Here is a 25783-nt window from a genome sequence, read left to right on the forward strand (position 1 = left end):
ATGTGGATTTATTCCACATTTATTTTATGTTTTGGTATAATCAATTTTGGAATGTTTATGAGAACGATTCCATTTGTGAATTTTGCAGTGATGTTTTCTAAATCAAGGCTGTTTTCAAATCTTACTGTTTTTACACATTTTCCTGATTTTATTGAGGATGCAATTACTTCGGCTTCTTCTTCAAATTCATCGATGTATGCATTTAAGGTAGCTTCAATAGTCAAGTCATTGTCTCCTGCTTCAATCATTACATCTTCCTTGGAAACGCCCGGAACTGCTGCTTTTATGTGGTAAGCATCTTTGGTTTCGATTAAATCTATGTCAATGGTTTGAACAGTGGATTTTTTGTATTCAGCATATTTTCTGTCTGCATTTTTTTGCATATTTTTGATGTATTCTTTGAATTCATCAATGCTGGCATATAAATCGTTGATTACTCCATCACCTATGTTTTTTCTTTTTTCTTTTGTTTCTTCATGATTGTCATTTATTTCTTCTTCTTGTTCATCATTGAATTCTTCTTTTTTGTCAGAAACTTTTGTATCAATGGTTTCGGAATCTACCATAGTTTTCACGCTCCTTATACATGGGTTTTTTATAATTATGTTTTAATTACATTATGTTACTATATAAACTTTTCTATTAAATTTACTAAAAGTTATTAAAACTTAATTTTTTCAATCTTTTGTTTTTTTATATGTATTTTGCTTTATTTTTTTGAATTCCTAAATTATTTTGTTGATGTTTCGAATAATGCTTGTTAAATTGTTAAATAGATTATATTGGTCTAATCAGTTAATTTAAATTGGGTGATATTGGAGAATAATTAATTGGTTTATGATTTATATGTAAAAAAATGTATTGCTACATAATTTTCATAAGGTTTATCTTATTATAAATCATAATTATAACCATGTCCATTAAAAAAAAGTTTTCCCTTGCTATTGTCGATGTTGAAAAAATAGAAGAAATAAATAAAATTGTAATCAATCATGCATCAAATGTCCAACAGTATTCTTCATATCTTTATTTTAATTTGAATCCTATCCATTCTGATGAAGTTTTTATGGACATTACATTTTTCCAATTAAATTCTGAAAATGAATCATCTTTAAATAAAGAATTGAATGATTTAATGGATGAACTTAACCAGTTAAATACAGGATATGCCATTAGAGATGAGAATACTCATGAGATGATTGTAGAAATTGAGCATGTAGTTGCACTATTCATTAAATTTGACAATCTTGAATATGTAAAGGAAGGCACATACGAAAAAATTGATGCACTAAATTATTTGAAAACCGAATTCGGGATATGCAAAAGCTATAATCCTAATTTCAGACCAATTGAAAATACACCAATTGGGGACAAGGAGGTTAGACCCGAAAGCATTTATTTGTTCGCTGACACCGCCGAAGACCTTTCAAAATTAAAAGAATTAATCAGCGAAAAAATTCTGGAAATTGATCCTAATTTTGAAATAGAATTTGCTCCATTCATATTTATAGATTAAAGAGAAATTAAATTAGTGATTAAATAAAGACTTTTCATCATTATTTAATCTGTATTAATTATTTTCAATCATGGCTGTGACTATGAGTTTAAGTCTAGATTCATTGCTAAATCATTAATAATATTCATCATCGTCATCGTCTTGTTCAAAATCACGTTCTATTTTTTTGATTCTGCCGATTTTCTTATTAATCTCTTCAATTCCCTCTCCTTCAATTGCGGAAATAAAAATTGAGTTTTCCTCGTCGTCGATGTATTCCTTAAGATGTTCCTTATCTTTAACAAGATCCATCTTGTTAAATAAATACACGATAGGTATTTCAGAAAAGATTTTTTCAATTTGTTTTAGGAGATTGTACTGGTTTTCCAGGTGGAATCCGCAGGTTTCGGAAGCATCAAAGATAAATAGTATTGCATCAGCCAGATGCTCAAGTGCAACAATTGCATTCATTTCAATGTCATTCATTTCTAATACTGGTCTGTCGAGCAGTCCTGGTGTGTCGATAATCTGGATATGTTTCCAGCGCATTTCAGTGTGGCCAATCTGAATACCTTTTGTTGTAAAAGGGTAGTTTGCAACTTGAGGATCTGCACTGCTTAGTTGTGTAAGCAATGTGGATTTCCCCACATTCGGAAATCCTGCAATGACGATTGTAGTTGCATCGAAATCGATTGTCGGCATATTCCTCAAATTCTGTTTTGCAAAATCCAGGAAATCCAAGTTAGGTTTAATCTTGTTCACGACAGATGCGATTCTGCCGTAGGCCTGTTTCTGTATTGCAGTTGCTCTTTCAGATGGATTTTTTCTGATTTTAGCACCATATTCCTTTTCAAGTTGGGTTATAATTCCGTAAGCCCAGTTAAGTCCTCCAAGCGCTTGTTTCATATCGTCCACTCCGACAGTGATGTCGATGTAGTCCTGATAGAATGGGTGCATGCTTTCAATTTCAGGAACTGCATCCAAAATTGATTTGAGTTTATCTTTAATTACTTGACAGGATGTGACAACACGTCTTTCCTCAATCCTTTTGCCTTTCAGGTGTTTAGGTATTTTTTGAGACCTGAGTAAATCTGCTTGTTTTTTACCTCTGCTGAATCCCTTGTCTAATATTTCATCAGGAGTAGGTATTGTTGGTATCATCATTATATCACTTTAAATATCAGTTACTTATACTGCTTCTCTCTTAACTTTTCTATAATATTCTTTTGACTGGGATGCTTAATTAAATTTGTGGATGAAGTCCCAATTATTTGTTGGTTATAACATTTCCATAAACAGTTGCTTATGTGTATATCGAAATGATGATTTCCATAAACTGCAAAATAATATGGTGAAAATAAAAAAGAAATTAATAAATTATCAAATGTTCTGAGCTATAAATTTAAAATTGTATATGGATTAATTTTGGGATTAAAATAATCTTTATCTACATTAATTACAATATTTTCTTTATAATTTAAATTCAATTCATCACAGCATTCAAAAATGAATTTTGAGATTTTTTGATTATAATTAATTTTTCCCAAAATTTCAAATAAGACCCTATCTTTATGAGACACTAATTGTAAAACATGTTTATTTTTTGTTAATGCAAGTCCAGAATTTTCTAATTGAATATCATATGATTTATTAAATAAATTGTCATAATCAAGTATGTAGTCGTCTTTTGAATTTAAAAAAATTTCTTGATAATGTAATTCAGTATTATTTTCTATTTTTGCAACGATTAATTTTAATTTTAGATATTCTTCATAACAACTTTCTTCATCAAATTTGCCATTAATATAAAATAAATCAAACACTCTTTGAATATTATCTAAAATATTGTTTCTAATTAGTTCCTTGCGGTCTTTATTTGTGAATGGATGTATTAATTTGGATTCACCAGTAATATCTTCTTCAATCAATTCAACGTATTTATTTTTTAAATTATAGTTAAATAATTCTCGTTCATAACTCTCTTTTTCTTTATCTGAGAGAATTACATAACGGTTATAAAATCTCATAAATAATTTTTCAAAGAAAATCATATATCTTACAAGTTTTTTATTATAGAAATTGGAAATACAATATCCAATCCATTTTTCTAAGTTTTTTTCAACAGATAATCCATCACTAGTAGTTATATGATTAAATGAGTTATTATTATATAATTTTATCAAAAATAATAATACATTAGAATAATATGGATATAAAACTGGAAAAATATCATTTTTAAATAATAATTCATCTAAAAAGAATTGTATTTCCTTATCTGTTAAATTATTAAATGAATCAATAATTTTTGAAAACCTTTTTTCTATATCTGCCATTCTTAAAATTGGATAGTAAAAATAATTACGAATCAATGATTTATATGTCTTATTTTTAATAGATTCTACAATAAACATTTCATCTTCAAAATTTTTATCAGAATATTTTAAAATTTCAATTTCATAAAGTTTAGCTTCACGCCTATCTTTTTCCATTTGATAAAGTGAAATTTCTCTTTTTTTACAAATATCAAAGATTTTTCGTTTATTTTCACTGTCAATTCTTTTACCTAAATATATGGCAGAAGGTTTTGGTAATTTAAGAAAATATTTTTCACCAATCTTTATCGTATTTCTTAAAAATTCATAATTAAATAATATTCTCCACTCTTTTTCATAACTCCAATCTGTTTCTTTTCTTAAATAGGGATCAAACGCAAGTTTAAAAATATGTTCTTTAAAATTAGACAATTCTTCAGTGTAATCATATCCATCCTCATATTTAATGGGATAACATTTATCCCTTAAATATTCATAATCCTTAATATTATATTTTATACAAATTCCTTTATTATAACCAGTATAATGAGCCCACATTAATTTTATATCATGATTTTCAGAAAAACAAGTTAAATAAGTGTTTTCTTTACTTGCATCATTTCTCTTTTTGTAAGTATCATCAGATATGTCTAAAAAGAAATTAGATAGATTATCATTAAATTCATTAAATGAAATTTCTGGATTAATATCAGGATCTGTTTCATAAATTAACTTCATTGTCTCTAAATAAGGATTTTCAGAGTTTTTTATTTGTTCCTTTTGGTCATGGTTAAATTTAGTTATTGTCATAAAATAAGGTAAACCGTCAGATTTGAATCTATTATAAAGTAGTTCTTTGTTATCATAAAAAATTTCACCTTCATATAAATCATTTAAATTATTGGCACTGGATAAAAATATTAAATCATTTTCTAATAAATCAAAAGTATGTCCCAGTTCATCAATGGACTTATATTTATAAAGAAATTCAGGCATTTCTTGATTTTTTAATTCATATGCTTCTTTAATTTTTTTACCGCCTTTAAAATATAATAATTCAAAAAAATTATCTAACCACATATTAACCCCCATTAACAATTATGAATAAAAACTTACAAATTAAGAAAACTTTTTTCCCTTTAAATAATAATTATATTATTTATATTATTGCTTAATAATAAAAATAATGATATACAAAAACTATCATAAAATTGAATAATAATTTTAAAAGGAAATGAAAAATGAATTATGAATTTTTAAAATACTACTTTAAAAAAGAATTGTATGTAGAAAATCCTCCATTAAATATGAAAAATTTCATTGAATTCTGCGATAAAAGAGGGATTAAATTAACACAAGATAAATTAGAAAAATTTGAGAAAAATGGTTGGTTTTATCCAATTTTTAGAGTTAAAGATTTCAAAAACAAACCTCGAAATATCTTTATATCTCTAGATTTCCACCCCGAACATCACAATGATTTTAATAAGCTACTTAATGAAGGATATATTTTTTTACCTCAAGAAAAAGATTTTATGGAATTTTCTAAGTTTTTTGATAAAACATCAAGGAAAAGAAAATTTGAATCCTTTTATTCTACTTTTCAAATATACCATGTAATTGAATTATTAAAATATGACCCTAAAAATAAAAATAATATATTTTTCGATTCTTATCAGATTTATATCGAAAAATTCATCAACTTATTAATTGCTACTCAAATTTACTCCCCCTACGGTAAATCAAATGGAGTATATTTTTATCCAAACTATGGAAATAACTATCATGAAAAAATAAAAGAATATAATTTAAACGAAGCATTAGATGTTATTGGCGCTAAAGAAGATGATTTATACAAAACTTACTTTGAAATCTGCAATAAATTAGAATACATGTTAGGAAGCCGTTTTGCAATACAATTATGGAAAAATATTGCGTGGGATAAAAAAGATGATTGTAAAGGATCAACAAGATTAGGAATTGAATATTTACAATGGGCAGAAATGCTTAAAGAATGCATTCAGCATCATTTAGGGAGAGAAATTTTTGATGTGGATGAAATAGACATGTCCCCTGAGGATATAAAAAATAATATTCCTTCAAAAGAAACTGGTAGAAGCATCAGAGGATGTAGAAATGAAGATTTTACCCATGAAATCACTGGAGAATATGAATTCAACAACCATCAAAAAAGATTATTTTACCTTGCAAATTATCTCAATCTTAATTATCATCCGAAAGTTGTTGTTTTTGTTGAAGGAAAAACCGAAGAGATTATGCTCCCCATGTTCTTAAAATTTTATGCAATCTCATGTGATAATTTAGGAATTGAAATTATTAATATTGGAGGTGTTTCTAACTTTTATGGAAAAAATATTCGAATTAAAGATGAAAACACCAGAAAATATATGGATAATATTGTAACTAGTTATAAACATTTGATTAACTATAATTTGCATAAATGGCAAGCTTTACCCTATTTTCTAGGTGATGATGAAAATAAACTTACAGAACGTGTACTTGAGGGGAGAGTTTTTGATTTAAAAGAATTATTTGAAAAATTTGATGGAAGAAACATTAAAGAAATTGAAAAAAAGCATCTAGAATCAGGTAAAGAAAAATATGAAAAAATGATTAAGGAATGGTCACATATTTGGGAATATGATTTTGAATTAGACAATTATACTCCTGAAGAATTGCAAAAAGCCATAAATGAAGTATGTGAAACTGATTTTAGCTTAAAAAAAATTAAAAATATTTATAAACACTCCCAAAATGGTGAAAAGAAAGGACTTAAAAGTTTAGGGGATATTGTTGAAGCTAACAAAATACCAATTAACAAAAAAGCTTTTAAAAACCTCGTCAAGCATTATAAAGAAACTCATGATGAGAGCATTTTTGATAAAGATATTTTTAAGGTATTGGATAAAATAATTGATATGGCAATCTTTAATCCAGCACCGATTAATACAAAACACTCCATGAGCAACGTAAGTGAATTGGGAGTATATCTTATGAATGGTAAAGATATTTATAAACGAGATAAATATGAATTATAACATCTTCTAGTGAGGTTATTTTTAAAATCGCTTTGATGACGATATCAATGGTGATGTAGATTTCAGATGAAAGTTACAGCAACCAAACACAGTTTCAAAACTAAAATTTTAAAAGATATCAATACAAAATGATATTAGGGAGTGAGCATTATTTTAGAAAACAATCTTAATCTACAATTAGATCAAATCTATTCAATCATACAAGAAAGGGAAAAATATATTCCTAAAGAATTATACCGTTACCGTTCCATCTCCAAAGACGAAAACATCAAATGCAATAAACATGTTGATGCTTTAAAAAATGAGAAAATTTATTTAAGTAATCCTTATAACTTTAACGACCCTTATGATTCTGCTTTTAGCATAGATATTGAAAAATTCAAAGAGGACACCAAAAAAAGTTTAGAACAAAAAGTTATAGAACTATACACAGACACTCTAATTAGAAAAGCTGGTATCGACCCAAATATAGTGTCCAATAAAGAAATAATGTATAAAGACATAAATATTGATATGGGTATAATGGATGGTTTTTTAGATGAAAATCAACAATTTTTCTATGATTATTATGTTAAAAATAGAATAAAATTTAAAGTCAGTTGTTTAAGTGAAATTCATGATTCAATTTTAATGTGGTCTCATTATGCAAATCAACATCAAGGATTCTGTATTGGATATGACACATCTGAAATTGAAGAAAAAATCAAAAAACAGTTATTTCCTGTTTTCTATCATGAAACATTTTTCCCACTTATAAACGTTGAAAAAACTGATAAAAAATTAAATTTGCTGATTAAATATAAAGACTGGAGATATGAAAGAGAATGGAGATTAATATCTGATGAGAAGTTTTTACCTTTAAAACCTTCCAAAATATATTTGGGAGTTAAATTTAATGATGAATATCTTGATTATTTCAAAGATATTGCTCGTGAAAAAAATTGGAAGTTATATAAAATGGAAATGAATTATTCAGAATATGCACTAAAATCTAAAGAAATCAATTTATAGGAGAACACCATGTTCCAAACAGATTATAAAAAAATTGCAATGATATTACTCATAATTGCAGGAATATTGCTAGTATCTGCAATAATACTATTACAAATAATTCCTAAAGATGACTCCTTAAACGAATCTATCAAAACAATTGCAATTCCACTTTTAATAAACATTATCTCATCAATCATAATTATTTCATTGATAGATTTCAAAAGAGAGGCTGCTGCTCAAAAAGAACTTGAAGAAAAAAGAAAATTCATATACAGTCAACTAATTATTCCAATAATTGAATTTGACAAATTTATACTGAATATGTATAAATCTACAGTAACTTATGATGAAATGAAAAGCTTAGAATACAATCTTGAAAATGTGCCAATGATGGTAAATAAAATTAAATTGATTGATACTAATAAGGAGAGTTATATCGGAAATTTAGTAACTACTAATAATAATGAGAGCTATATCGGAAATTTAGTAACCACACAACTATGGAGAGAAACAATTGCAAGACAACTAATGAGTTTTTTTGAAGATATTTCTAATTTCCATAGATATTATTCTTATTTTTTAACAAATGATTTAATTTGTGATTTTAATGAAATTCTAAAAATTTATAATGGAACTAATAATATATTAGGTCTCATGTTAAATATTAATGCCACATTTAAAATGGAAGATATAATAAAAATATTTAAACTAGAAAAATTAATTGAATCTTCATTTAAAATAAAACATGAAATATCAAAATATTATGATGAAGATCCATTTAAAATCAATAATGAAAACCTATTAAAAGAGGATGATTCGCCTAGATTTAAAAGTGGACTTACTGATAAGGAATAATAGGTTATTTATCATGATTTTTATTGATGGTTAGCATAGCTAATACTCATAAACTTCACAGTACTGAAAACAAACATATTTTAATGGAAAAATATCATAACGAGTATAAGCTTGTTGAATTTAAAAAAATAAATTACACAATCTAAAATGGTATATCTGATGTATCATTTCTTCTTTCAAGCTAAATTTATATATTGTTTATACTAGTCAATTTGTTATAAAATTTCTTCGATGTTGTTATTTAAAATTTTTGGAAAAATATTCAAAACAGTCTTGGTCTTGTGATTATTTTATCCCATTAATTTTATTACTTATTTTATATAAATAATATAATAAATAATATAATAAAAAATTGTAATGGGAATGATTGATATGGGAATTACTGATTACATCAAAACCAGATTATTGAACAACCGTGTGGAACAGTACAACACCAAGCGCAGCTATTGGGGTGAAAGTGAAAGGCAGCCTAGAGTCGATGGAATAAACACTGGCCTTGATTTGCAGGATGCACTTCCACCAGTCATCAACAAAACAATAGCTAATGCACGTTATGCTATAAAGCTTGACGGTTACACTTCAGGAATATTGAAAAACAGAATTGACAAAGCCAATGTTAATGTGGTGCTTGTTGATAAGGAAAACAAACTCTCCCAAGAGCAGAAACTTACATTAATTCTTTGGGCTCGAAAAATCGACATTCGCCAAATTGCTAAAAACATCCTGCAGGGTGGAATGGTTGATGGTGAAGGTCTAATCAAACCGGTGCAGAGATGGGACAAATCCATAGGAAAATACATAAAGCCGATATTTCTTGAAATCGGTGCTCACGGCTATGGTTTGAAAAAGGAGTTCAATGATGACAATGAGGTGCAGCTGTACTTGCATGAGATGCCGAAAGATATTGTTGCCGGATCACCTGAAGAGTTTGACAATTATGTCAGTGTTGAGGAGGGAACATTGACTGTTAAATACGAACCTGATGAGGTCATTAACTTCATGTACAATGAAATATATTCGGAAGCCCAAAGCATTATCTTAAATTGTCTTGATGATATCTACCACAAATGCAACTTGGAGCGTAACCAGGTTGAAAGAATCAATAAGGACAACATCATTGAAGTAAAGCCGTCACTTGATGCTAACGGCCAGCCAATAATAATGGAGCTCTCTTCAACCGCTAAGGAAAACCTTTATGCCGATTACGGAACAACTGCGAATTCAAATGTGGCTATTGTGCCTCCGGGAATTGAATCCAAAATCTTAGGGGGTAACAACTACCAGTCCGACTATACAAGACAGACTGAAATATTTAGAAACAACATCCTAAGGACTTTCGTCACTCCCCAGTCTCAGGCAGGTAATGAAAGATCAAACCAGAACGTTGCAGAATACATCAACGATTCGGCCATTACAGGTTTTATCGTCAATGTTGCCAATGACCAGAAATGGGTTTTAAAGTATTGTAATCAGCTTTTGAACATGCAATTGGAGCTGATGGGAATCAGTGAAACATTGGATATTTATTTCAGCTATTCAAGAGATGATGTTTTAAGATACATTATGGAACTCACTGCTGAAGGTGATGAAATCTATAAGAATTACTTGTCTAACTTTGAGGAGGAACAGCCTGTCGGTGAGAGAATTATAAGGGATAGTGGAGTTGAAATATAATTATTGAAAACTCATAATTATTTGTATTTATTTAATATGTTTATCCCATTATTAATTATATGTGAAAAAGGTATTATGTCAATAGGGGTGTCCTTTAAATAGATTATAGGTAACTCTTGAGATACGATAAAAATTGAAAAAACTTTATAATCTTTTAAATCACATCCTATACTTTCACCTAATTTGTTTAAATTATCTTTTATCCATTCATCTCTTCTTTCATGTTTTTTTATCCATTCTTTTTTATTAAAAAATTTTTCTATTTCCTGGAAAATCTGACGAGGATTTTTAGCACTTTCAATATTTTTACATTCAATTGAAAATAATCGTTTTTTATTTTTGTCTAGTAATAAGACATCGATATCTCCATATTTTGGTTCCTCATTAACTATTTTATCTATTTGCACATTTGGTTCTAAATAAAATTTAGATGTGTCCAAATTATTTTTAAACCATTTAAAAACTGTTTCATTAAACTCTTTTCCTTTGGCATCAAGCATTTTGCTAATAAATGACTTAAATTCATCTGAAGAATTTTTATTAATTTTATATAATCCTTTAAAAATTTGATGATTTAAATTTAAACAAGAATGATAAACATTTCTAAAACCGTAAATCACTGTTTCATCATCGTCATTTTTAATAATTAAAGGTTTCAGATAATATGATAAAGGTCTTCTAAAAACCCATGGATAAATATCATTTCCATCATAACCTTCAGGTGCTTCTTCCCATTTATTTCGATACTTTAATGAAAATTTTTCTATTGCTTGTACAGATTTATCAGATTCCCATCCTAATTTATCTTTCAAGATATCAATTAAATTAGATTTAGAAATAAAAACAATATCTTTTTCATCGTCTACAGCTATATTTATTAGTACAGACATAAAATTATAATAATCTGTTAAATTGATACCAAATTCTGATTTAAATGCATCTTCTGTTTCATCCCTTGGTTTTTCAACACTTTTCTTTTCTAGAAGAATATTTCTAGATAAATTAGTGATATGTTCTAATGTTCTTTTAGTTCTAAAAGTATCAATGATATCCTCTAAATTAGTTTCAATTCCAAAACGGCCAGATTCTAAAGGGATAATTTCATAATTCACATATTCAGAATAAATATAGTCACTGGCAAATCCCCATTCAATTAAACTATATGATAAACCCATTAAATGGTCAAAACTGTTAGTTGATATTTTTACATTGCTACTAAAATTTTGTTCCGCAGATAAAATTTCTATTAAAAACCTTGTTGGCAATCCCATTTTATCTAATTCATGTTCATCATATACAATGTCTTTTAAAATGTCGGGATTATTTTCATAATTATTGAAATAATATACATTATTAAATGTAGTGAAATATCTGGAAAATAAGATATTCTCATAATTTAAAATTAATTTTTGGATAAGATCCTCCCAATCATATTTTATGATTTCTTTTTTAATACAGTCCAGATAATAATCTACAATTTGGTGGCTTAATTTGTGAGACTGGTCTTTAGTTAACTTTTGATTATAATCAAATTCACCTGGAACTTTATTTACCAATCCATCCATTGTTAATTGGATATTATGTTCCTGCAATAATCTTATTTGACTTTTTACAGGAGTATTGATATTTTCTGGTGTATAAATTAATATTTGTTTTTTTAAACCTAAAGGTATTTTTTCATTGATTATTTCGAGTCTGTGGGCTTCTGTTAATGTATTTTCTAAACTATTTTTTTCTAATAGATTTCCCATTAATTTTAAAATTTCATTCATTAAAAGCCTATCAGCTTCATTATTTTCCTGTTTTGCAATATGAATTAAATTTTTACTAATTTTAAATTTAATTTCATTTTCTGAGGTATAACTGGATGTAATTAGGTTTTCTTTAATCTCTGGGGTTATTTCCATATTTGTATCTAGATTAGTATATTCTTCAACACTAATTGAAATAAAAATTGGGCTGTCATTCAAGGGATTTAAATCTATTTTAAGTTCATCACTGAATTGCCAAAGCCAATAGCCTATTGATTTGGCAATATTGGATTCGGAGTCATTTTCACACTTAATCCAAATATTTTGATTATTTAATTTGATTAAAAATAAATTATGCCATGCTACATACATAAACTCACTTATTTTATAAGCTAAAAGCAATTTCTTACCATATCTCTCTAAATGAGGGTCTTTATCTTTTATTGCTTTTTTTCTTAATTTTTTAATATCTTCTGGTTCAGCTAATAACATTTCATAAGTGCCTTTATTATTAACTGGAAATGAATGGTTGTTTTCAAGATAAATGCTAAAGTTATCTAAAAAACTTATTTCCTTATTATCTGTATTTTCTAATAAACTTGCGAACTTAAAAAGTGTCAAGCTATCATAATTGCCTGAGTTAGCCATCACGTCGAATTCTTCACAAGTTATTGTCAATAAATTTTTATAGTTGGGTATTTCTAAATTATTAATTTGTCGTCCGCTTTGACCAACAAATAAAACTATGAGAATATCATTAATTAATTCATCTGAATTCAATAAATCATCAATAACTGAATCTATTCTACTTCTTAATTTTTTATTATATTTTAAATCAATTTCCCAGGGTTCATCACTATAATTTTTCAAATTATCGTTAATAAGAATGCAATAAGCTAACTTATCCGTATCAATTTTAAAAACTTCATCTTTGAATATTGTATTTTCCCATTCGGGTAATTCATAATCAAATTTTTCAAAAGATAATCGGTTCTCTAAATTAAATAGGATATCCTGCCATAATGTGTCTTGATAATTTTTTATAAAATTTTCCTTTTCATTAAATTTCATTATGGATGATAAAATATGGTGTCTAAGAGAAATGGATAATAATGTTGGAAAAATTATGTAACTATCTTTAATTTTTATTAGGGGGGAGATTAATAATGGATTTTGCTGTTTAAATTTTGAATATGGGTCTTTTTTAGTAATTATGTACTCAAAAAGATCATGTTCTTTTAATTCTTTTTCAATTGATAAAAAACTATTAAAACTATTGTCTCCCACTTCAATAATAAAATCATTACCTATATCTTCATTAATATTTAAAGAAGCCTTAAAATTTTCAAACTCTTTAATATTAAATGTAACACTTTTTTTAAGATTATCTAATTCATTAATATCTGGGAAATATATTTCTTGCCGATATTCATCATTAAAAAGTTCATAACGCTCGTGACCTGATTTTTTAGCAATATAATCACTTAAAGATAAGATAAGCATAGAATTTTGAAAGAAATGATCTCGATATTTGTCTGAAAAACTAGAAGAATTAAATTGAATGGAATTAATTATTTTTTGTAATATATAATACTCAAAAGTACAATGGCCTGTAAAAATTACATGATTTTTAAAAAATAAAATATTGTGTGTAAATAAATTATCTAAAGGATCCTCTAATAAACCAATTGGCCCTCTGGAAGGAAGATATTTTAAGAATAATTCATTTAGTTCAGGTATTGTAATTATTTTATCTTCACAATTAATATTGGAGCAGGCTATTTGAGTGGCTATCTCTAATCGAATTTGTTGTGACTGATTTTCAGGACATATTGATAATGCAGCTAAAGTTTTAATCAGGTCTTCTGGATTATATTTGGAAAACTCTTCTTTTAATTGTTTTAATGCATCATCCGAAAGATTTTTTGAATATCTTTCTTTTATAAGACAACAATTTTTATATTTCTTTCCACTGCCACAAGGGCATTGTTCATTTCTACCAATTTTTGCCATATATTGCACCATTTTGAAAAAATTATTTGAATACTTTAATTAACTATTAGCATATAATTAATTTAAACTTTTTTGGAGTGTCTAATGGGAGGATTAATAGGGTGTGGATTTTTAATGAGTTGGCATTAAATTATATAAATATTTATATAAAATAAATAATAAAATATATAATAAATAATATAATAAAATGTGATAATCATGAAACATGAACTTTTTGAAGTCGGATCCTATGACTACTCCGACCTGGACGACAGACTCAACAAACCTGTGAAATGGACAGCCGAAGATCTAAAGCAAATTGCTGAAAACTACCGTGGCGGAATTCCTTTAACTTCCGAGCACGATAGGGTTTATATCGGCATCGGAAACAACATAGTATTCGAAGAGGATAATGGAAAGCTATTCATAGACCTTCCGGATGAACTGGACATGAAAGGAAAAGGGCTGTCACCAAAAGTTGATGTTTTGCTGAAAGACAATGGAGATTCATTTGGAATTGATACTATGAGCTTGATAGATGTAGGTGTAACCAAAAACCCGAGAAAGATAACTTTGTTGAATTCTGAAATAACCGGTGAGACTGGAGAAACCGGTGAAACAGGTGTGACTGGTGAAACTGGAAATCCAGAACCTGCACCACAACCTCCGGAACCGCAAAACCAGGACGCTAATGTGGCCACTAATTTGCTTTTGGAAAAACTTCAGGGAAAAGATGCAGAAATAGGAAAACTTCAGGATGAAATAGAAAACCTGAAAAAGGAATCCAAAAAGTATGACAAGATTAAAAAGTCTATAGAGGAAAACAAGGAATTCATAAACAATAAGGAAGATATCCTAAAGGAATTGTCTGAACTTAGAAAACATGAAAACGAAAGGAAAATAAAAGAGTACGAAGCCAAGTACAACTTCAACTACAATGAAAACGCACAGGACAAGGAAATAATCGATAAGCTACTCACAGGTGATGTTGATATGGAGCTGATGGAAAAATTGGCTGAGAGAAGAATTAAAATTGAAGCAAGCAATGACATTTCAGCTCCTGGAGGACGCAACCCTCAAAACTCAGGCGAAATAGGTGAAACTGAATCAACTGGAAAAACAGGGGATGAAAACGCTCCGTCATTTACAACCCGTGAGGAGTATAACAAGATTCTAAAGGATATGGGATTCAACCGAACCAGAATATAGCTATGATGGTGTTTTCTTACTTTTCCACCGGAGCTATACTTTCATTGAATCGCTCGTTATTTATATTTGGGGAAGTGTATTCACTTTCCCATTAAATTTACAAAACTTAACCCTCGAACCGACCGGTAAACGGTCGGTTCTTAAATCTGACATGATTAATCATTTCTTCATATAGCTATTGCGACTCATTTCATTCGTCGCAACCTGTCCATCAGAGATGGACAGCTTATTTTTAATGAATGCCATTTAATGAAAATATAAAAAACAAATCAGTAATATTATTAAACATTAAAGTAATAAATAATATTAGAGGAATGAATAAATGTTTTGTAAATGGTATTATCATGGCTGTTGTTTACTATTTGCGTGCCCCTGTGATTTGACTGGCTCATGCGGGCTCAAAGAATGAAACATACTTAAGGTCATATTTCATGAATTGTTTTTTGCATTAATGCCTGAGGTATTGATGTCTGTTTGTTGATTTAAACTATTTTTTCAAAGGTAATCCTATTGATAGTTTTTCCTTTAATGCAACTAATTTTTTATTACTTTTTTTATTATATTATTTATATAAAATAAATAATAAAATATTGATTATGACATTGCAGGAAGAACTACAAATCAATATTGTAATGAGTAATTACAACCAGAGAAGCGGAAGCTATTCATCCGACTATGATTATCTCTTTTTGGATAATCTATCTGACAGTCCATATGCCGATCTTTTCAGAAATGACTTGAAAAATCTCAAAATCAAAACCAAAGACAAAACGGAATGCAAAGTTCTATACATTCCAGCTTATGGATTGCAACCTTCAGCAATACTGGTGAGAGTTCCAACAGGTAAAATCTCTCAAACCACTAAGCTATTGCTGGACGTTCATGACAAGTCAACAACATTTTCAAGCACTTTAACGACTGGCGGTGAGGTGCTGATGTTTGATGCAAACTCTGATACATTCTCACAATTTTTCATGAACTACTCAGGTTTATCGTCAAACAATGACTCAACAGACGGAGGCAAATTCTTAAGGGCAAGATACGTTCCAAGCATTGACGGAAGCTCTCCAACCGGATTAATCACAACAGTTGCTTCAGGTCAATCATTAGCAAATAATCGTGTTACCGTTGCAAGATTTAAAAGGATAAACGGTAATGTTAGCGTTAATGATAATGCAACATATCATGGAACAACAACCGGATGTGTCATGATGCAGTCCGACTTTAATCTCACGATTTACCAGGAGGATTTGAAATCAACAAGCATAAACTTCGGAGGCAGTAAATCCTACTGCATGTTCACCGGCGCTGAAACATTGCTTATGGCCAGTTCATTTGATGCATATTCATCAGGAAGTGATGATGAGGGAAACTGGAAAAAGTATCATATTCACGGCCGTGCAGGAACGGGAACATCAAACACTTCAGATTACTTGGAAGGATTCATGAGAAACAATCCAACCAAAATTTATCAAAATGATTACAATGAGGTTTCCATTTCTCCAGAATGGTTTTTAACAGATGAATTTGAGGAATACAATTATGTTGACTTGAAATGGTTATTAATATTTCCATCACCATTGTTTGCAGCAAATGGAATTCCACAAATAACAGTAACGCAAAGGCAGACAAAAACTGGAATCAGATTATACAAAGGAGAACATGAATATCCGAAAGCCTACAAAGGCAGCACCTTATTGTGGGATGCCAATGATGAGTCAATGGAAAACACCGGCCTTTACATACCAGATAAAATAATCAACCATGATTGGGATTGGGTGTTTTAGATGATTATCGATTATGATGAAACAATAGGACATAACCGTGGCCATCCGACAGGATTGAGCCATGAGGAGAAAATGGATGTTATTGCATGTCTTCTCGATGAGGGCGAAAAGAGGTATGTTAATGAGGAGCATACTGCATGGATTTCAGCCAACCAGTGCCGTGTAGGTGAAATGGTAACATTGGATGAATCCTCAACAATGGAGCATACAATAGTCAAGAAAGCTAATGAAGGCGATCTGGCCTTGGGTTATCTTCTGGCTAAAGTTCAGGTCAGGTCTTCAGGTCATACCTTGGTTACTGTAGCGGTATTGGGTGATGTCTTCAGATTGAAACTGAAAAGGCCTGCTCCTGCAGATATATTGCCGAACACCAGAATCTACATTGACAAGGACGGGGAGTGCAATCCGGTTGAAGGACATGACTTGAGGTTATTATCAATAGTTAATCTGACGGAAAATGAGGATGTGGAATACATCAGAGTCTATCGCCAAATGTCTGAAATCGAAATGTATCCAGAATCACAGAACTGCATAGATCTTGCCGACTGCAGTTTTGAACAGGATGAAATAACTCACGTCGTCAACATGATCGTACCAACGGAATCCAATATCATGGCACAGGCCAATTATGTCAAGGATAATGACGGCGTTACATATTGCGAGCTTCCGGACGTAGCCATTGTCAATAATGTCAGATTTGTATGGGAAGACAACAAGCTGTACATGGAATGGGAAGGCTGCAATGAAGATGAAAAAGTATATTTTATATAAAATAAATAATAAAATATATAATAAATTATATAATAAAAAATATAATATTATAGTGAGGTTTAAGATGACAATAAGGAAACTGGTGGGAACACTTGAAAACAAAGGGCCATACATAGACCAGTCAACAGGGCACTGGTTTTACTGGAACGGCACCAAATACGTTGACTCTGGTTATCCTTATGCCGTCAAACCCATTATATCATTTAAAATCGAAGATGGTATTCTATATTATTCAATTACTTGGGAGGCACAATGAAATACATCAAATACTTTGAAACTTTAGAAGAGTACGAATCCTGGATAAACATTGAAGAGAATGCTGAAGAAGTATACAGAAGCGAAGAAAAGATTTGCGTTGATGGCATAATCCTAAGCCATACAAACAAACCTTACACAGAAAAGGAGGAAAAACAATGATTTATGAATGGTTGGAAAAAAACAGAAAGGACATTGACATTTTAACTTCATTTCTAGTCACAGCTATTCCAGTCGTCATGTTATACTCTGAGTCTTTGGGCATTACAGAAAATACAGTTCCCTACTGTATCCTTATGATAGTGTTAGGCATAGCCAGCCATTATGCAAGTAGGATAAGAGGTCAAGGAGATGTTGAGAGCGCTAAAAAGAAAGCTAAAAGGGTTTTGGGTTATCCTGAAGAATGATAAGCTTCTTTGGAGGATATTGTTATCATGAACAAAATAAAAAAGAAGATACTCATCTGCAACTTTACCAAAACAATTTCAAGTGCCGTTTTAACAGCAGTAGCTATCAACATTATCATGACCAACGCAACAAAGTGGAGTTTAATCGAAGGACTATTGCCGTTTACATTAGCCATCATTATTGTTGCATTAATCGACTTTTATGAGTATAGATGTGAGCGTGAAGACAAGGTAACTTTAGAGGATTTGGAGTCAAGAATCCAAAAACTGGAGGAAAGTGAATGAAGATATTGATTGCAGTTCCAACCTTTGAGTCCATCAAGCCAGAATGCTTCAAAAGCATATATGGTCTGACAAGGCCTGAAGGATATAGTCTGTACTTTGATTATGTTGCAGGATATGACTGCGCTAAAGCTAGAAACCAGATAGCCAAAAATGCAATGGCTGGAAATTATGACTATGTATTGATGGTAGATTCAGACATTCAGCTTCCTTCAGATGCTTTAGTCAAGTTACTTGAATGTGAATCAGATATTGCACTTGGATGGTATTATCGCAAGAGAACAAAAACAGATCAGACAATCATCTATACCTTCGGCAAGGACTTCAACGATGACAACTGCATCAAAGGAAAGACAATGATCCATGAAGTGCCAAGGCCAATTGAAGTCAAAGGAGGGGGACTTGGAGTTGCATTAATCAATGTTAATGTCTTTAGCAAACTTCAATATCCATATTTCAAGTTTGTCACCTATCCAAATGATACAGTATTGTCTGAAGATTTATATTTCTGCAATCTGGCCAGTGAAAGAGGTTTTAACATTAAATGTGATCCTTCCGTTAAAGGAAATCATATATTTGACGTGATGATATGAGTGATACAATTGTTTTATTGGAAGAAAGAAAGGAGATTACTACCTTCTTATTGGATGATGGGGTTAAAACATTAGTCGATAATGTAATAACTGCATCAGGTAGTAGTCTTGGATATGAGTATTCCAATAAGTGCATGGTAGACGATATACTTTGTATTTCAGACAAATCTGCAATAGGAAAAGAAAGCTTAAGAAAATACGCCGGCGACGATACGGAAGTTCCTGTAGGGGTCCTTGTCAATGAACCGGTTGTAATGACAAATGGGGAGAGAAAGGGAAGTGTGCTTCTCTTAGGAGGACTTTACCGTTTGAAACTGGCTTCTGGAATCGTTAATGTTAAAGCAGGAGATAGGATTAAATTATCTCCAAACGGAGCCATTGTCGATAATGCAGGTGAGTTTCTGGCATTTCATCCTGTTGCAAATTCAGATGAATACAATTATGTCAATTGTTTCCAAGTAAGTCTTGGAGGTAAAGGAGAGAAAGGAGACACCGGAGATACAGGTGCTGCTACTGTTATCTTGGGGTCTTATGATACTTTCGAAGAACTGATAGCAGCACATCCAACTGCCAATGAGGGTGATGCATTCCTGGTGGATGGCGAACTCTTCGTTTGGCACAATGATTAAAAAATAAATTTATAGTGGTGTTTATATATGGCATGGACAAGCGTAGGTACTATTAAAGGACCAAAAGGAGATACCGGTGATAAAGGTGACACCGGGGACACAGGTAAAGCTTTTGAATATTCCGACTTCACACCAGAACAGTTAGCTGGATTGACTGGTGATAAAGGAGATAAAGGTGACAAAGGTGATACCGGAGACGTAGGCGCTACAGGAGCAACCGGAGCAACTGGTGAAAAAGGAGATACTGGTGCTACCGGTGCAACAGGTGAAAAAGGTGACACCGGGGACAAAGGAGATACTGGTGCTACCGGTGCAACAGGTGAAAAAGGTGACACCGGGGACAAAGGAGCTACTGGAGATACCGGAGCAACCGGTGCAACCGGTGATACTGGAGATCCATTCAGCATTTACAAAACATATGCATCCGTTGCAGCTATGGAAGCCGATGCGGCCAATGTTCCTGAAGGAATGTTTGTAGCCATCCAATCAGATGTTGAAGATCCGGACAACGCAAAGTTATACTTGAAAGGAGCAAGTGAATTCACTTTCGTAACTGACATGTCAGGTGCAACAGGTCTTAAAGGTGATACCGGTGCAAAAGGTGATACTGGTGCAACCGGAGCTACAGGCGCTACTGGGGACAAAGGAGAAACCGGAGATACCGGAGCAACCGGTGCAACAGGTGAGAAAGGTGACACTGGACAAACCGGTGATACCGGAGCAAAAGGAGATACTGGTAACACTGGAGAAAAAGGTGATACTGGGGCCAAAGGAGACACTGGAGATACCGGTGCTAAAGGCGATACTGGAGATACTGGTGAAATGGGTCCTCAAGGATACAGCACCATCATCAAAGGAAGTTACGCCAGTTACGCTGATTTGATTGCAGCACATCCGACTGGTACAACCGGCGATGCATATCTTGTTGACGGAGAACTTTACGTTTTCCAATAAGAAACTAATTCCATAAATTCCCTATAGGAAGTGCCGGCCGTTAATGTTGGCACTTCCTTTTTTTATAAAAAAAGGTGATAAATGATGTCATGGGTAAATGTAGGAAATATTAAAGGAGATACAGGTTCAGACGGGGACAATGTAAGAATAATAAAAGATTCAGCACATGGCTTTATCTATTTCGGTTCAGGTGACGATGAAGTATTCCTATATCTCAGCGAAATAAAAGGGCCGAAAGGTGACACTGGAGATACCGGTGCAACAGGCCCTGCAGGTCCAGTCAATATTGTCTCAACTTTAGATACAACAGACTCTACAAATGCAGTAACTAACAATGCAATAGCTACCGCCATACAAAACATCAGCAATCAAATAGGAACAATAACATCCGCACAAAGCGCTAATTTAACATTACTTGGGAGCTGATTAACCATGAGTTTTATAGCTCCCGACCTTTCAGAAATATTAGAAAACGAACAGGAATTAAATGCAAGATTGACTAATCTGAGAGGATTGCTTAGAAATGAACTGGATGATTTAAGCACTAGCTATTCAGGCAATGATTCAATTAACCGGTTAATTAGTTTAATCAATAATCCTCCAGCATGGGTAATCGAGAGAAGTACAACATTCACTAACAATAAATTAGGCGAATGCGTTAAAGTTACGGGCTCTGATTATCTTGGATGGAATACGGCATATCCTACACCATATTCAGATACTGACAATTGGTATCTTCAATCATTATCAAAAACATCAAGCGGACCGTCAACTTCATGGGGCAAATTTAATACTGGAACCGTTAATCCAACTGATGATTTTGATTTGGTGGTCTATGGAAGAAGCATGCAAAACTACAACAATGGAGGATTTTCTGGAGTAGGATTCAGTTATGGCATTCCAACTGCAGGTTCCGGCATGACTGGATTTTACATTGGAATTACCTTGGATTCTGGAACATATTATCCAGCATATGCAATATTCAATAACAGTACAAGTCCAACAATAACAAAAATGGATTATGGGACTTATGATTCTGCAAATCAGAAATTCATATTAAAACTGCTGCATAATGGTGATCATTTGGAATTATACTGGTTTAAGGATAAGAAATTCCTATGGAATGATTGGTTTGATTTATCTGATCTGCCTCAAGGATATGATAGTGCTGATCTTAAATTCGGCTTTGTAAGCTATGGAAACAACCTTGGAAGACTTTCATATATTCCAAGATTATACCTGGCATCACCATGCAGATTAAATATACTATAAAGGAGGAGTTGTTAATGTCAATTGCAAGTGATGTAATAAGTACAAATACAAAACTAACAAATATACGGAATGCATTAAGGGAATTGTTAACACATCACGGTATAGTCTATTATAATGATGATGATGTTTTCACATTGGCAAGACGGATTTGGTTTCTGATTCATCCAACAAGCGGGACTCCTAGCACATCATATAATGATTTTGCTTCAGTAGGCCAACCTATTTACGTTAAAGTTTATAAGGATTCAGATGATGATGAGGAATTGCCAGACGGTAGTGTTGCGGATTTCTTCATCAGCGTCAACGGTGGAAGTGAAATTCATTTAACCTCATTATTTGATAATGGGCAAGCCAGCTGCTCATACATTCCAGAAAACGCCGGAGATACATTATCAATCAAAGCATTAGTTAATGATTTTATAGGAATTGATTTGGAATTGGAAGTACTGGCTTTTAGATATGAAGACGAGTATGATGTAAGTTCTGAGTCATATACCCTTTTTAAATATCCATCTTCAGCTAACATCACCATTACTGAAGTTGATGAATTCAACAGTGACTATGATTATGCCAACGGTGTTGAAGTTTCAAAAACATATGGATCTTCACAGGCAGCATATATGATACCAACCAGTTTGCTTGATGGGATTGACTTAACGGATACTGGAATTCACTTTTCAGCTATTGTAAGTCCAATGTATTCATCATCAAGTGGATGGGCAAGTGGAATCTGTCTTTTGAATTCGAAAAATCTATCTCATTATCGTGACAATAAGATTCTCGAACTTGGAGCATATCCAGGCAAAAAGGGTCTGAAATATTCAGGAACAAATCATGCAATAAATGAGATAAATACAAGTAACGGACAATTAACATTGAATGGTGCTTTTAAATTTGAATTATGGTACGATGGTTCCTATGTTAAGGCAACCATCTCACATTATTGGAATGATGCTGTTTATTATACATATGAAAGCTCATCACTTCCAGATGCAATAGCCAATATGCAAACAGTCTTTCCAGCATTCATGATTTACGATTACGGCGGAAAAATAAGATTTAGAGAATGTTTAATTGAACCATGGAGCAGAGATTAAAATGGCAGATACAGAATGGATAGAGATAGGTCGTGTAATTGGCGATACCGGACCAAAAGGGGATACTGGAGACATTGGCATCGGAACAGTGATAAAAGGACATTACAATACTTATGATGAGCTCATTCAAGTTCATCCTTCAGGCAGCTTAGGCGATGCATATATTGTCAACGGTAGCTATTATTATTGGGATGGAACTGGCTGGGCAAATGCAGGTTCAATCAAGGGAGATAAAGGTGATACTGGTGATAAAGGTGTTAAAGGAGATACTGGTGCGAAAGGCAGTAAAGGAGACAAAGGCGAGACTGGACCAGCTGGACCGCAAGGAGAACCTGGACCTAAGGGAGATACTGGAGACACAGGACCTAGTGGAGATACTGGACCGGCCGGCCCGACTGGGGACACTGGAGCTACTGGCACTGGTCTTACTATTAAAGGTTCGTATGATTCTTACGAGGAACTGATTAATGATCACCCTACTGGTAATGATGGAGACAGCTATCTGGTCAACGGATCTCTTTATGTCTGGAATGGTTCATCATGGGAAAACGTTGGAAACATTAAAGGAGAGAAAGGAGATACTGGTGAAACGGGTGCTAAGGGAGATACAGGAAGCAAAGGCGAAACGGGTGCTAATGGCTTTTCACCAACCGTTAATGTTAATCATGAGGCAGGTAAGATAATCATTACTTCACAGGAAGGGTCAGTAACAATATCCTTCGATGAATTAAAAGGAGATACTGGAGCACAAGGTGTTAAAGGCGATACTGGTGCTAAGGGTGATACCGGATCTAAAGGTGATACTGGTGTTGGTAGTGATGAGGAAGCAGGATGGAAACTGCCTGTGGATAAAATACAAACCACAACAACACTGCCGACAGGGGTTAGCGAAGGTTATCGTGTAGCTATTTGCACAAGTTCAGTCATGGCTATTAAGGAGTATAATGGAAGTTCTTGGGATAGTGAATCTCTTAATCCCTATTCAGTGATACCATTAAAACATTCCGGAGGCATACAAATGTATCTTGCAAAAGTTACTGGTCCCGTTTACATGGGTGTTGAATATGGGGTCTTTGGTAAGTTTAGATTCATGACACAATCAGCATATGATAATTTAAGTAGTTATGATGAGGATACAATTTATTTTGTACGAAGTTAATAAATAATAAATAAGTGATAAAATGGACCTAACCGATGAAATGTTAACAGAGATTAGCTATGTTCAAATGTCAAAATACAGAACAAAAGTAATGAAAGCTTTGGAGGGCAATGTTAAGATTCCAAGCGTTATTGCTAAAGATTCAGGGATTAACACAAATCATATTTCAAAAATATTGTCTGAATTAAAAGCACATAATCTAGTTGAATGTATCAATCCAGAAGTTAGAAAAGGTAGGTTGTACAGATTAACTGATACTGGTGATGAGGTAGTAAAAAATTTAGAATGGTGATGATAGGTACAATATTTTAATTCAACCGATATTGTAAATCATCTGAAAGAAAATCATTTAGAAAATCAATAACTAATAAGCATCGAATTAAATTCTCAAAAGTACCATATTCATTGTCCAAACCATGCATAATGTCATGTCTATTAAAATTAAGAATTAATGGGATTTCTGAATCTGAATCATTATTTGCAAATAAATTTTCTAATAAAAAATTCACATGATGTTCTTCCCAATCATCGATAATATTTTCTGCAAAGTTTTCTCTGAATGTCCTAATATTACCTAAATTTGCAGCGCCATAAGTGTCACTATAAAATTTCCTATTTTTTTCAGTGTACCCATTTTTAATTAAAACTTGACTTATTAAAACATCAATTTGCGAAAGTAATGATGGAATGATAATATCAGAATATTCATGCCCATTATCATTTAAAATTAAATTCATAGCATTAGAAATAATTTTTAAGTTACATCTAGGAATTAAATTTTCTGAATTCCATTTTTCTTTTAATTCTAAAATTACTCCAAAATCATTATCTGAGAAGTACTCTACAAATTTTTTATCAATATTCTCATTATTATCAAATGAAGAATATAATGAATCAATAAACTCTTCAGAAGCACAATTAGGAATTAACCAACCACTATTTCTTATAAACAAATCAAATTGTTTTTCATATCTGCCAGAAAACCTATTTTCATAACTTTGAGATATTAAATCCAAGTCCAGATTACTTATAAAATCTATAATACTTGCATATTTTAGAATACTAAATTCTTGAGCAATCCTTTGAATGTCCTCCAAGTTATTTCTCATAGTTAATGCATTACTGGCTATATAGGGAGGATAATTATTTAAAGCTCTCATGCTTTCAATTGCGGATTTTGAATTTTCCATGCTGTCTCTCATTAATTTTGCTGTATTGGTGATGTTTGGTTGGTGCA

25 protein-coding genes are annotated in these 25783 nt (G+C 31.7%); 20 read left to right on the plus strand and 5 right to left on the minus strand.

What is annotated here, in order from left to right; genetic code table 11:
* Positions 1–8 precede the first annotated feature (8 nt).
* Positions 9–566 carry an Hsp20/alpha crystallin family protein gene (locus tag QZ138_RS06170; RefSeq protein WP_292887514.1) on the minus strand — a complete coding sequence of 186 codons (558 nt, stop codon included), beginning with the start codon at positions 564–566 and terminating at the stop codon, positions 9–11.
* 347 nt (positions 567–913) lie between these two features.
* Between QZ138_RS06170 and QZ138_RS06175 the strand changes: the two genes are divergently transcribed.
* On the plus strand, positions 914–1516 hold the full coding sequence (locus tag QZ138_RS06175; protein WP_292887517.1) for a hypothetical protein: 603 nt from the start codon (positions 914–916) through the stop codon (positions 1514–1516).
* A 114-nt stretch (positions 1517–1630) separates the two neighbouring features.
* Here QZ138_RS06175 and QZ138_RS06180 read toward each other — a convergent pair whose 3' ends face one another.
* Both QZ138_RS06180 and QZ138_RS06185 read right to left on the minus strand, forming a co-directional pair.
* Positions 1631–2659, minus strand: a complete 1029-nt coding sequence (locus tag QZ138_RS06180; RefSeq protein ID WP_292887520.1) for an NOG1 family protein — start codon at positions 2657–2659, stop codon at positions 1631–1633.
* Positions 2660–2889: 230 nt separating this feature from the next.
* Positions 2890–4887: a DUF2971 domain-containing protein gene (locus tag QZ138_RS06185; protein ID WP_292887523.1), complete on the minus strand. Its 1998-nt coding sequence runs from the start codon at positions 4885–4887 to the stop codon at positions 2890–2892.
* Positions 4888–5048: 161 nt separating this feature from the next.
* Between QZ138_RS06185 and QZ138_RS06190 the strand changes: the two genes are divergently transcribed.
* The 4 genes from QZ138_RS06190 to QZ138_RS06205 all read left to right on the plus strand — a co-directional run bounded on the left by QZ138_RS06190 (position 5049) and on the right by QZ138_RS06205 (position 10388).
* Entirely contained in the window at positions 5049–6866 is a 1818-nt protein-coding gene (locus tag QZ138_RS06190; protein ID WP_292887526.1) for a TOPRIM nucleotidyl transferase/hydrolase domain-containing protein, read from the plus strand.
* Positions 6867–7007: 141 nt separating this feature from the next.
* Positions 7008–7877, plus strand: coding sequence for a DUF2971 domain-containing protein (locus QZ138_RS06195; RefSeq protein ID WP_292887529.1), 870 nt, complete (start codon positions 7008–7010; stop codon positions 7875–7877).
* Between the two features lie 9 nt (positions 7878–7886).
* Positions 7887–8714 (plus strand): hypothetical protein, encoded by an 828-nt coding sequence (locus tag QZ138_RS06200; RefSeq protein WP_292887532.1) that lies wholly within the window; start codon positions 7887–7889, stop codon positions 8712–8714.
* A 357-nt stretch (positions 8715–9071) separates the two neighbouring features.
* Positions 9072–10388 carry a hypothetical protein gene (locus QZ138_RS06205; RefSeq protein WP_292887535.1) on the plus strand — a complete coding sequence of 439 codons (1317 nt, stop codon included), beginning with the start codon at positions 9072–9074 and terminating at the stop codon, positions 10386–10388.
* A gap of 17 nt (positions 10389–10405) precedes the next feature.
* On the opposite strand, the gene QZ138_RS06210 is transcribed toward QZ138_RS06205, so the two are convergent.
* Positions 10406–14152: a YecA family protein gene (locus QZ138_RS06210; RefSeq protein ID WP_292887538.1), complete on the minus strand. Its 3747-nt coding sequence runs from the start codon at positions 14150–14152 to the stop codon at positions 10406–10408.
* Positions 14153–14350: 198 nt separating this feature from the next.
* Here QZ138_RS06210 and QZ138_RS06215 point away from each other — a divergent pair, with 198 nt between their 5' ends.
* From QZ138_RS06215 to QZ138_RS06285, 15 genes are all read left to right on the plus strand, one after another.
* The gene (locus QZ138_RS06215) at positions 14351–15340 is read left to right on the plus strand and encodes a hypothetical protein (protein WP_292887541.1); all 990 of its coding nucleotides are present in this window, start codon (positions 14351–14353) and stop codon (positions 15338–15340) included.
* Between the two features lie 596 nt (positions 15341–15936).
* On the plus strand, positions 15937–17127 hold the full coding sequence (locus QZ138_RS06220) for a hypothetical protein (protein WP_292887544.1): 1191 nt from the start codon (positions 15937–15939) through the stop codon (positions 17125–17127).
* A complete protein-coding gene (locus tag QZ138_RS06225; RefSeq protein ID WP_292887547.1) occupies positions 17128–17898 on the plus strand; it encodes a hypothetical protein in 771 nt (256 codons plus the stop codon). It abuts the gene before it with no gap.
* A gap of 64 nt (positions 17899–17962) precedes the next feature.
* Positions 17963–18154 (plus strand): hypothetical protein, encoded by a 192-nt coding sequence (locus QZ138_RS06230; protein WP_292742734.1) that lies wholly within the window; start codon positions 17963–17965, stop codon positions 18152–18154.
* Positions 18151–18315 (plus strand): hypothetical protein, encoded by a 165-nt coding sequence (locus tag QZ138_RS06235; RefSeq protein ID WP_292742736.1) that lies wholly within the window; start codon positions 18151–18153, stop codon positions 18313–18315. Before QZ138_RS06230 ends, QZ138_RS06235 begins: the two co-directional genes overlap by 4 nt.
* Positions 18312–18560 (plus strand): hypothetical protein, encoded by a 249-nt coding sequence (locus QZ138_RS06240; protein ID WP_292887550.1) that lies wholly within the window; start codon positions 18312–18314, stop codon positions 18558–18560. Before QZ138_RS06235 ends, QZ138_RS06240 begins: the two co-directional genes overlap by 4 nt.
* A gap of 27 nt (positions 18561–18587) precedes the next feature.
* Entirely contained in the window at positions 18588–18845 is a 258-nt protein-coding gene (locus tag QZ138_RS06245; RefSeq protein WP_292887553.1) for a hypothetical protein, read from the plus strand.
* Entirely contained in the window at positions 18842–19435 is a 594-nt protein-coding gene (locus QZ138_RS06250) for a glycosyltransferase family 2 protein (protein ID WP_292887557.1), read from the plus strand. Before QZ138_RS06245 ends, QZ138_RS06250 begins: the two co-directional genes overlap by 4 nt.
* Positions 19432–20064, plus strand: coding sequence for a hypothetical protein (locus QZ138_RS06255; protein ID WP_292887560.1), 633 nt, complete (start codon positions 19432–19434; stop codon positions 20062–20064). The genes QZ138_RS06250 and QZ138_RS06255 overlap by 4 nt, the downstream gene beginning before the upstream one ends.
* 27 nt (positions 20065–20091) lie before the next feature.
* On the plus strand, positions 20092–21018 hold the full coding sequence (locus QZ138_RS06260) for a collagen-like protein (RefSeq protein WP_292887563.1): 927 nt from the start codon (positions 20092–20094) through the stop codon (positions 21016–21018).
* Between the two features lie 84 nt (positions 21019–21102).
* Positions 21103–21444 (plus strand): hypothetical protein, encoded by a 342-nt coding sequence (locus QZ138_RS06265; RefSeq protein ID WP_292887566.1) that lies wholly within the window; start codon positions 21103–21105, stop codon positions 21442–21444.
* A 6-nt stretch (positions 21445–21450) separates the two neighbouring features.
* Positions 21451–22290 carry a hypothetical protein gene (locus QZ138_RS06270; protein ID WP_292887568.1) on the plus strand — a complete coding sequence of 280 codons (840 nt, stop codon included), beginning with the start codon at positions 21451–21453 and terminating at the stop codon, positions 22288–22290.
* 14 nt (positions 22291–22304) lie between these two features.
* Positions 22305–23387, plus strand: a complete 1083-nt coding sequence (locus QZ138_RS06275; RefSeq protein WP_292887571.1) for a hypothetical protein — start codon at positions 22305–22307, stop codon at positions 23385–23387.
* 1 nt (position 23388) lies between these two features.
* Positions 23389–24546 (plus strand): hypothetical protein, encoded by a 1158-nt coding sequence (locus QZ138_RS06280; protein ID WP_292887574.1) that lies wholly within the window; start codon positions 23389–23391, stop codon positions 24544–24546.
* Positions 24547–24568: 22 nt separating this feature from the next.
* Positions 24569–24838: a transcriptional regulator gene (locus tag QZ138_RS06285; RefSeq protein ID WP_292887577.1), complete on the plus strand. Its 270-nt coding sequence runs from the start codon at positions 24569–24571 to the stop codon at positions 24836–24838.
* Between the two features lie 16 nt (positions 24839–24854).
* Here QZ138_RS06285 and QZ138_RS06290 read toward each other — a convergent pair.
* A partial coding sequence (locus tag QZ138_RS06290; protein ID WP_292887581.1) for a hypothetical protein occupies positions 24855–25783 on the minus strand: 929 nt, incomplete at its 5' end.

Origin of the sequence: Methanobrevibacter sp. UBA212, from assembly GCF_905233225.1 — an archaeon.
In the GTDB taxonomy this organism is placed as follows: domain Archaea; phylum Methanobacteriota; class Methanobacteria; order Methanobacteriales; family Methanobacteriaceae; genus Methanocatella.

Coding starts and splice junctions, on each gene's coding strand:
- QZ138_RS06170 (WP_292887514.1), bottom strand. CDS start 566: ATGGTAGATTCCGAAACCATTGATACAAAAGTTTCTGACAAAAAAGAA.
- QZ138_RS06175 (WP_292887517.1), top strand. CDS start 914: ATGTCCATTAAAAAAAAGTTTTCCCTTGCTATTGTCGATGTTGAAAAA.
- QZ138_RS06180 (WP_292887520.1), bottom strand. CDS start 2,659: ATGATGATACCAACAATACCTACTCCTGATGAAATATTAGACAAGGGA.
- QZ138_RS06185 (WP_292887523.1), bottom strand. CDS start 4,887: ATGTGGTTAGATAATTTTTTTGAATTATTATATTTTAAAGGCGGTAAA.
- QZ138_RS06190 (WP_292887526.1), top strand. CDS start 5,049: ATGAATTATGAATTTTTAAAATACTACTTTAAAAAAGAATTGTATGTA.
- QZ138_RS06200 (WP_292887532.1), top strand. CDS start 7,887: ATGTTCCAAACAGATTATAAAAAAATTGCAATGATATTACTCATAATT.
- QZ138_RS06205 (WP_292887535.1), top strand. CDS start 9,072: ATGGGAATGATTGATATGGGAATTACTGATTACATCAAAACCAGATTA.
- QZ138_RS06210 (WP_292887538.1), bottom strand. CDS start 14,152: ATGGCAAAAATTGGTAGAAATGAACAATGCCCTTGTGGCAGTGGAAAG.
- QZ138_RS06215 (WP_292887541.1), top strand. CDS start 14,351: ATGAAACATGAACTTTTTGAAGTCGGATCCTATGACTACTCCGACCTG.
- QZ138_RS06220 (WP_292887544.1), top strand. CDS start 15,937: ATGACATTGCAGGAAGAACTACAAATCAATATTGTAATGAGTAATTAC.
- QZ138_RS06225 (WP_292887547.1), top strand. CDS start 17,128: ATGATTATCGATTATGATGAAACAATAGGACATAACCGTGGCCATCCG.
- QZ138_RS06230 (WP_292742734.1), top strand. CDS start 17,963: ATGACAATAAGGAAACTGGTGGGAACACTTGAAAACAAAGGGCCATAC.
- QZ138_RS06235 (WP_292742736.1), top strand. CDS start 18,151: ATGAAATACATCAAATACTTTGAAACTTTAGAAGAGTACGAATCCTGG.
- QZ138_RS06240 (WP_292887550.1), top strand. CDS start 18,312: ATGATTTATGAATGGTTGGAAAAAAACAGAAAGGACATTGACATTTTA.
- QZ138_RS06245 (WP_292887553.1), top strand. CDS start 18,588: ATGAACAAAATAAAAAAGAAGATACTCATCTGCAACTTTACCAAAACA.
- QZ138_RS06250 (WP_292887557.1), top strand. CDS start 18,842: ATGAAGATATTGATTGCAGTTCCAACCTTTGAGTCCATCAAGCCAGAA.
- QZ138_RS06255 (WP_292887560.1), top strand. CDS start 19,432: ATGAGTGATACAATTGTTTTATTGGAAGAAAGAAAGGAGATTACTACC.
- QZ138_RS06260 (WP_292887563.1), top strand. CDS start 20,092: ATGGCATGGACAAGCGTAGGTACTATTAAAGGACCAAAAGGAGATACC.
- QZ138_RS06265 (WP_292887566.1), top strand. CDS start 21,103: ATGTCATGGGTAAATGTAGGAAATATTAAAGGAGATACAGGTTCAGAC.
- QZ138_RS06270 (WP_292887568.1), top strand. CDS start 21,451: ATGAGTTTTATAGCTCCCGACCTTTCAGAAATATTAGAAAACGAACAG.
- QZ138_RS06275 (WP_292887571.1), top strand. CDS start 22,305: ATGTCAATTGCAAGTGATGTAATAAGTACAAATACAAAACTAACAAAT.
- QZ138_RS06280 (WP_292887574.1), top strand. CDS start 23,389: ATGGCAGATACAGAATGGATAGAGATAGGTCGTGTAATTGGCGATACC.
- QZ138_RS06285 (WP_292887577.1), top strand. CDS start 24,569: ATGGACCTAACCGATGAAATGTTAACAGAGATTAGCTATGTTCAAATG.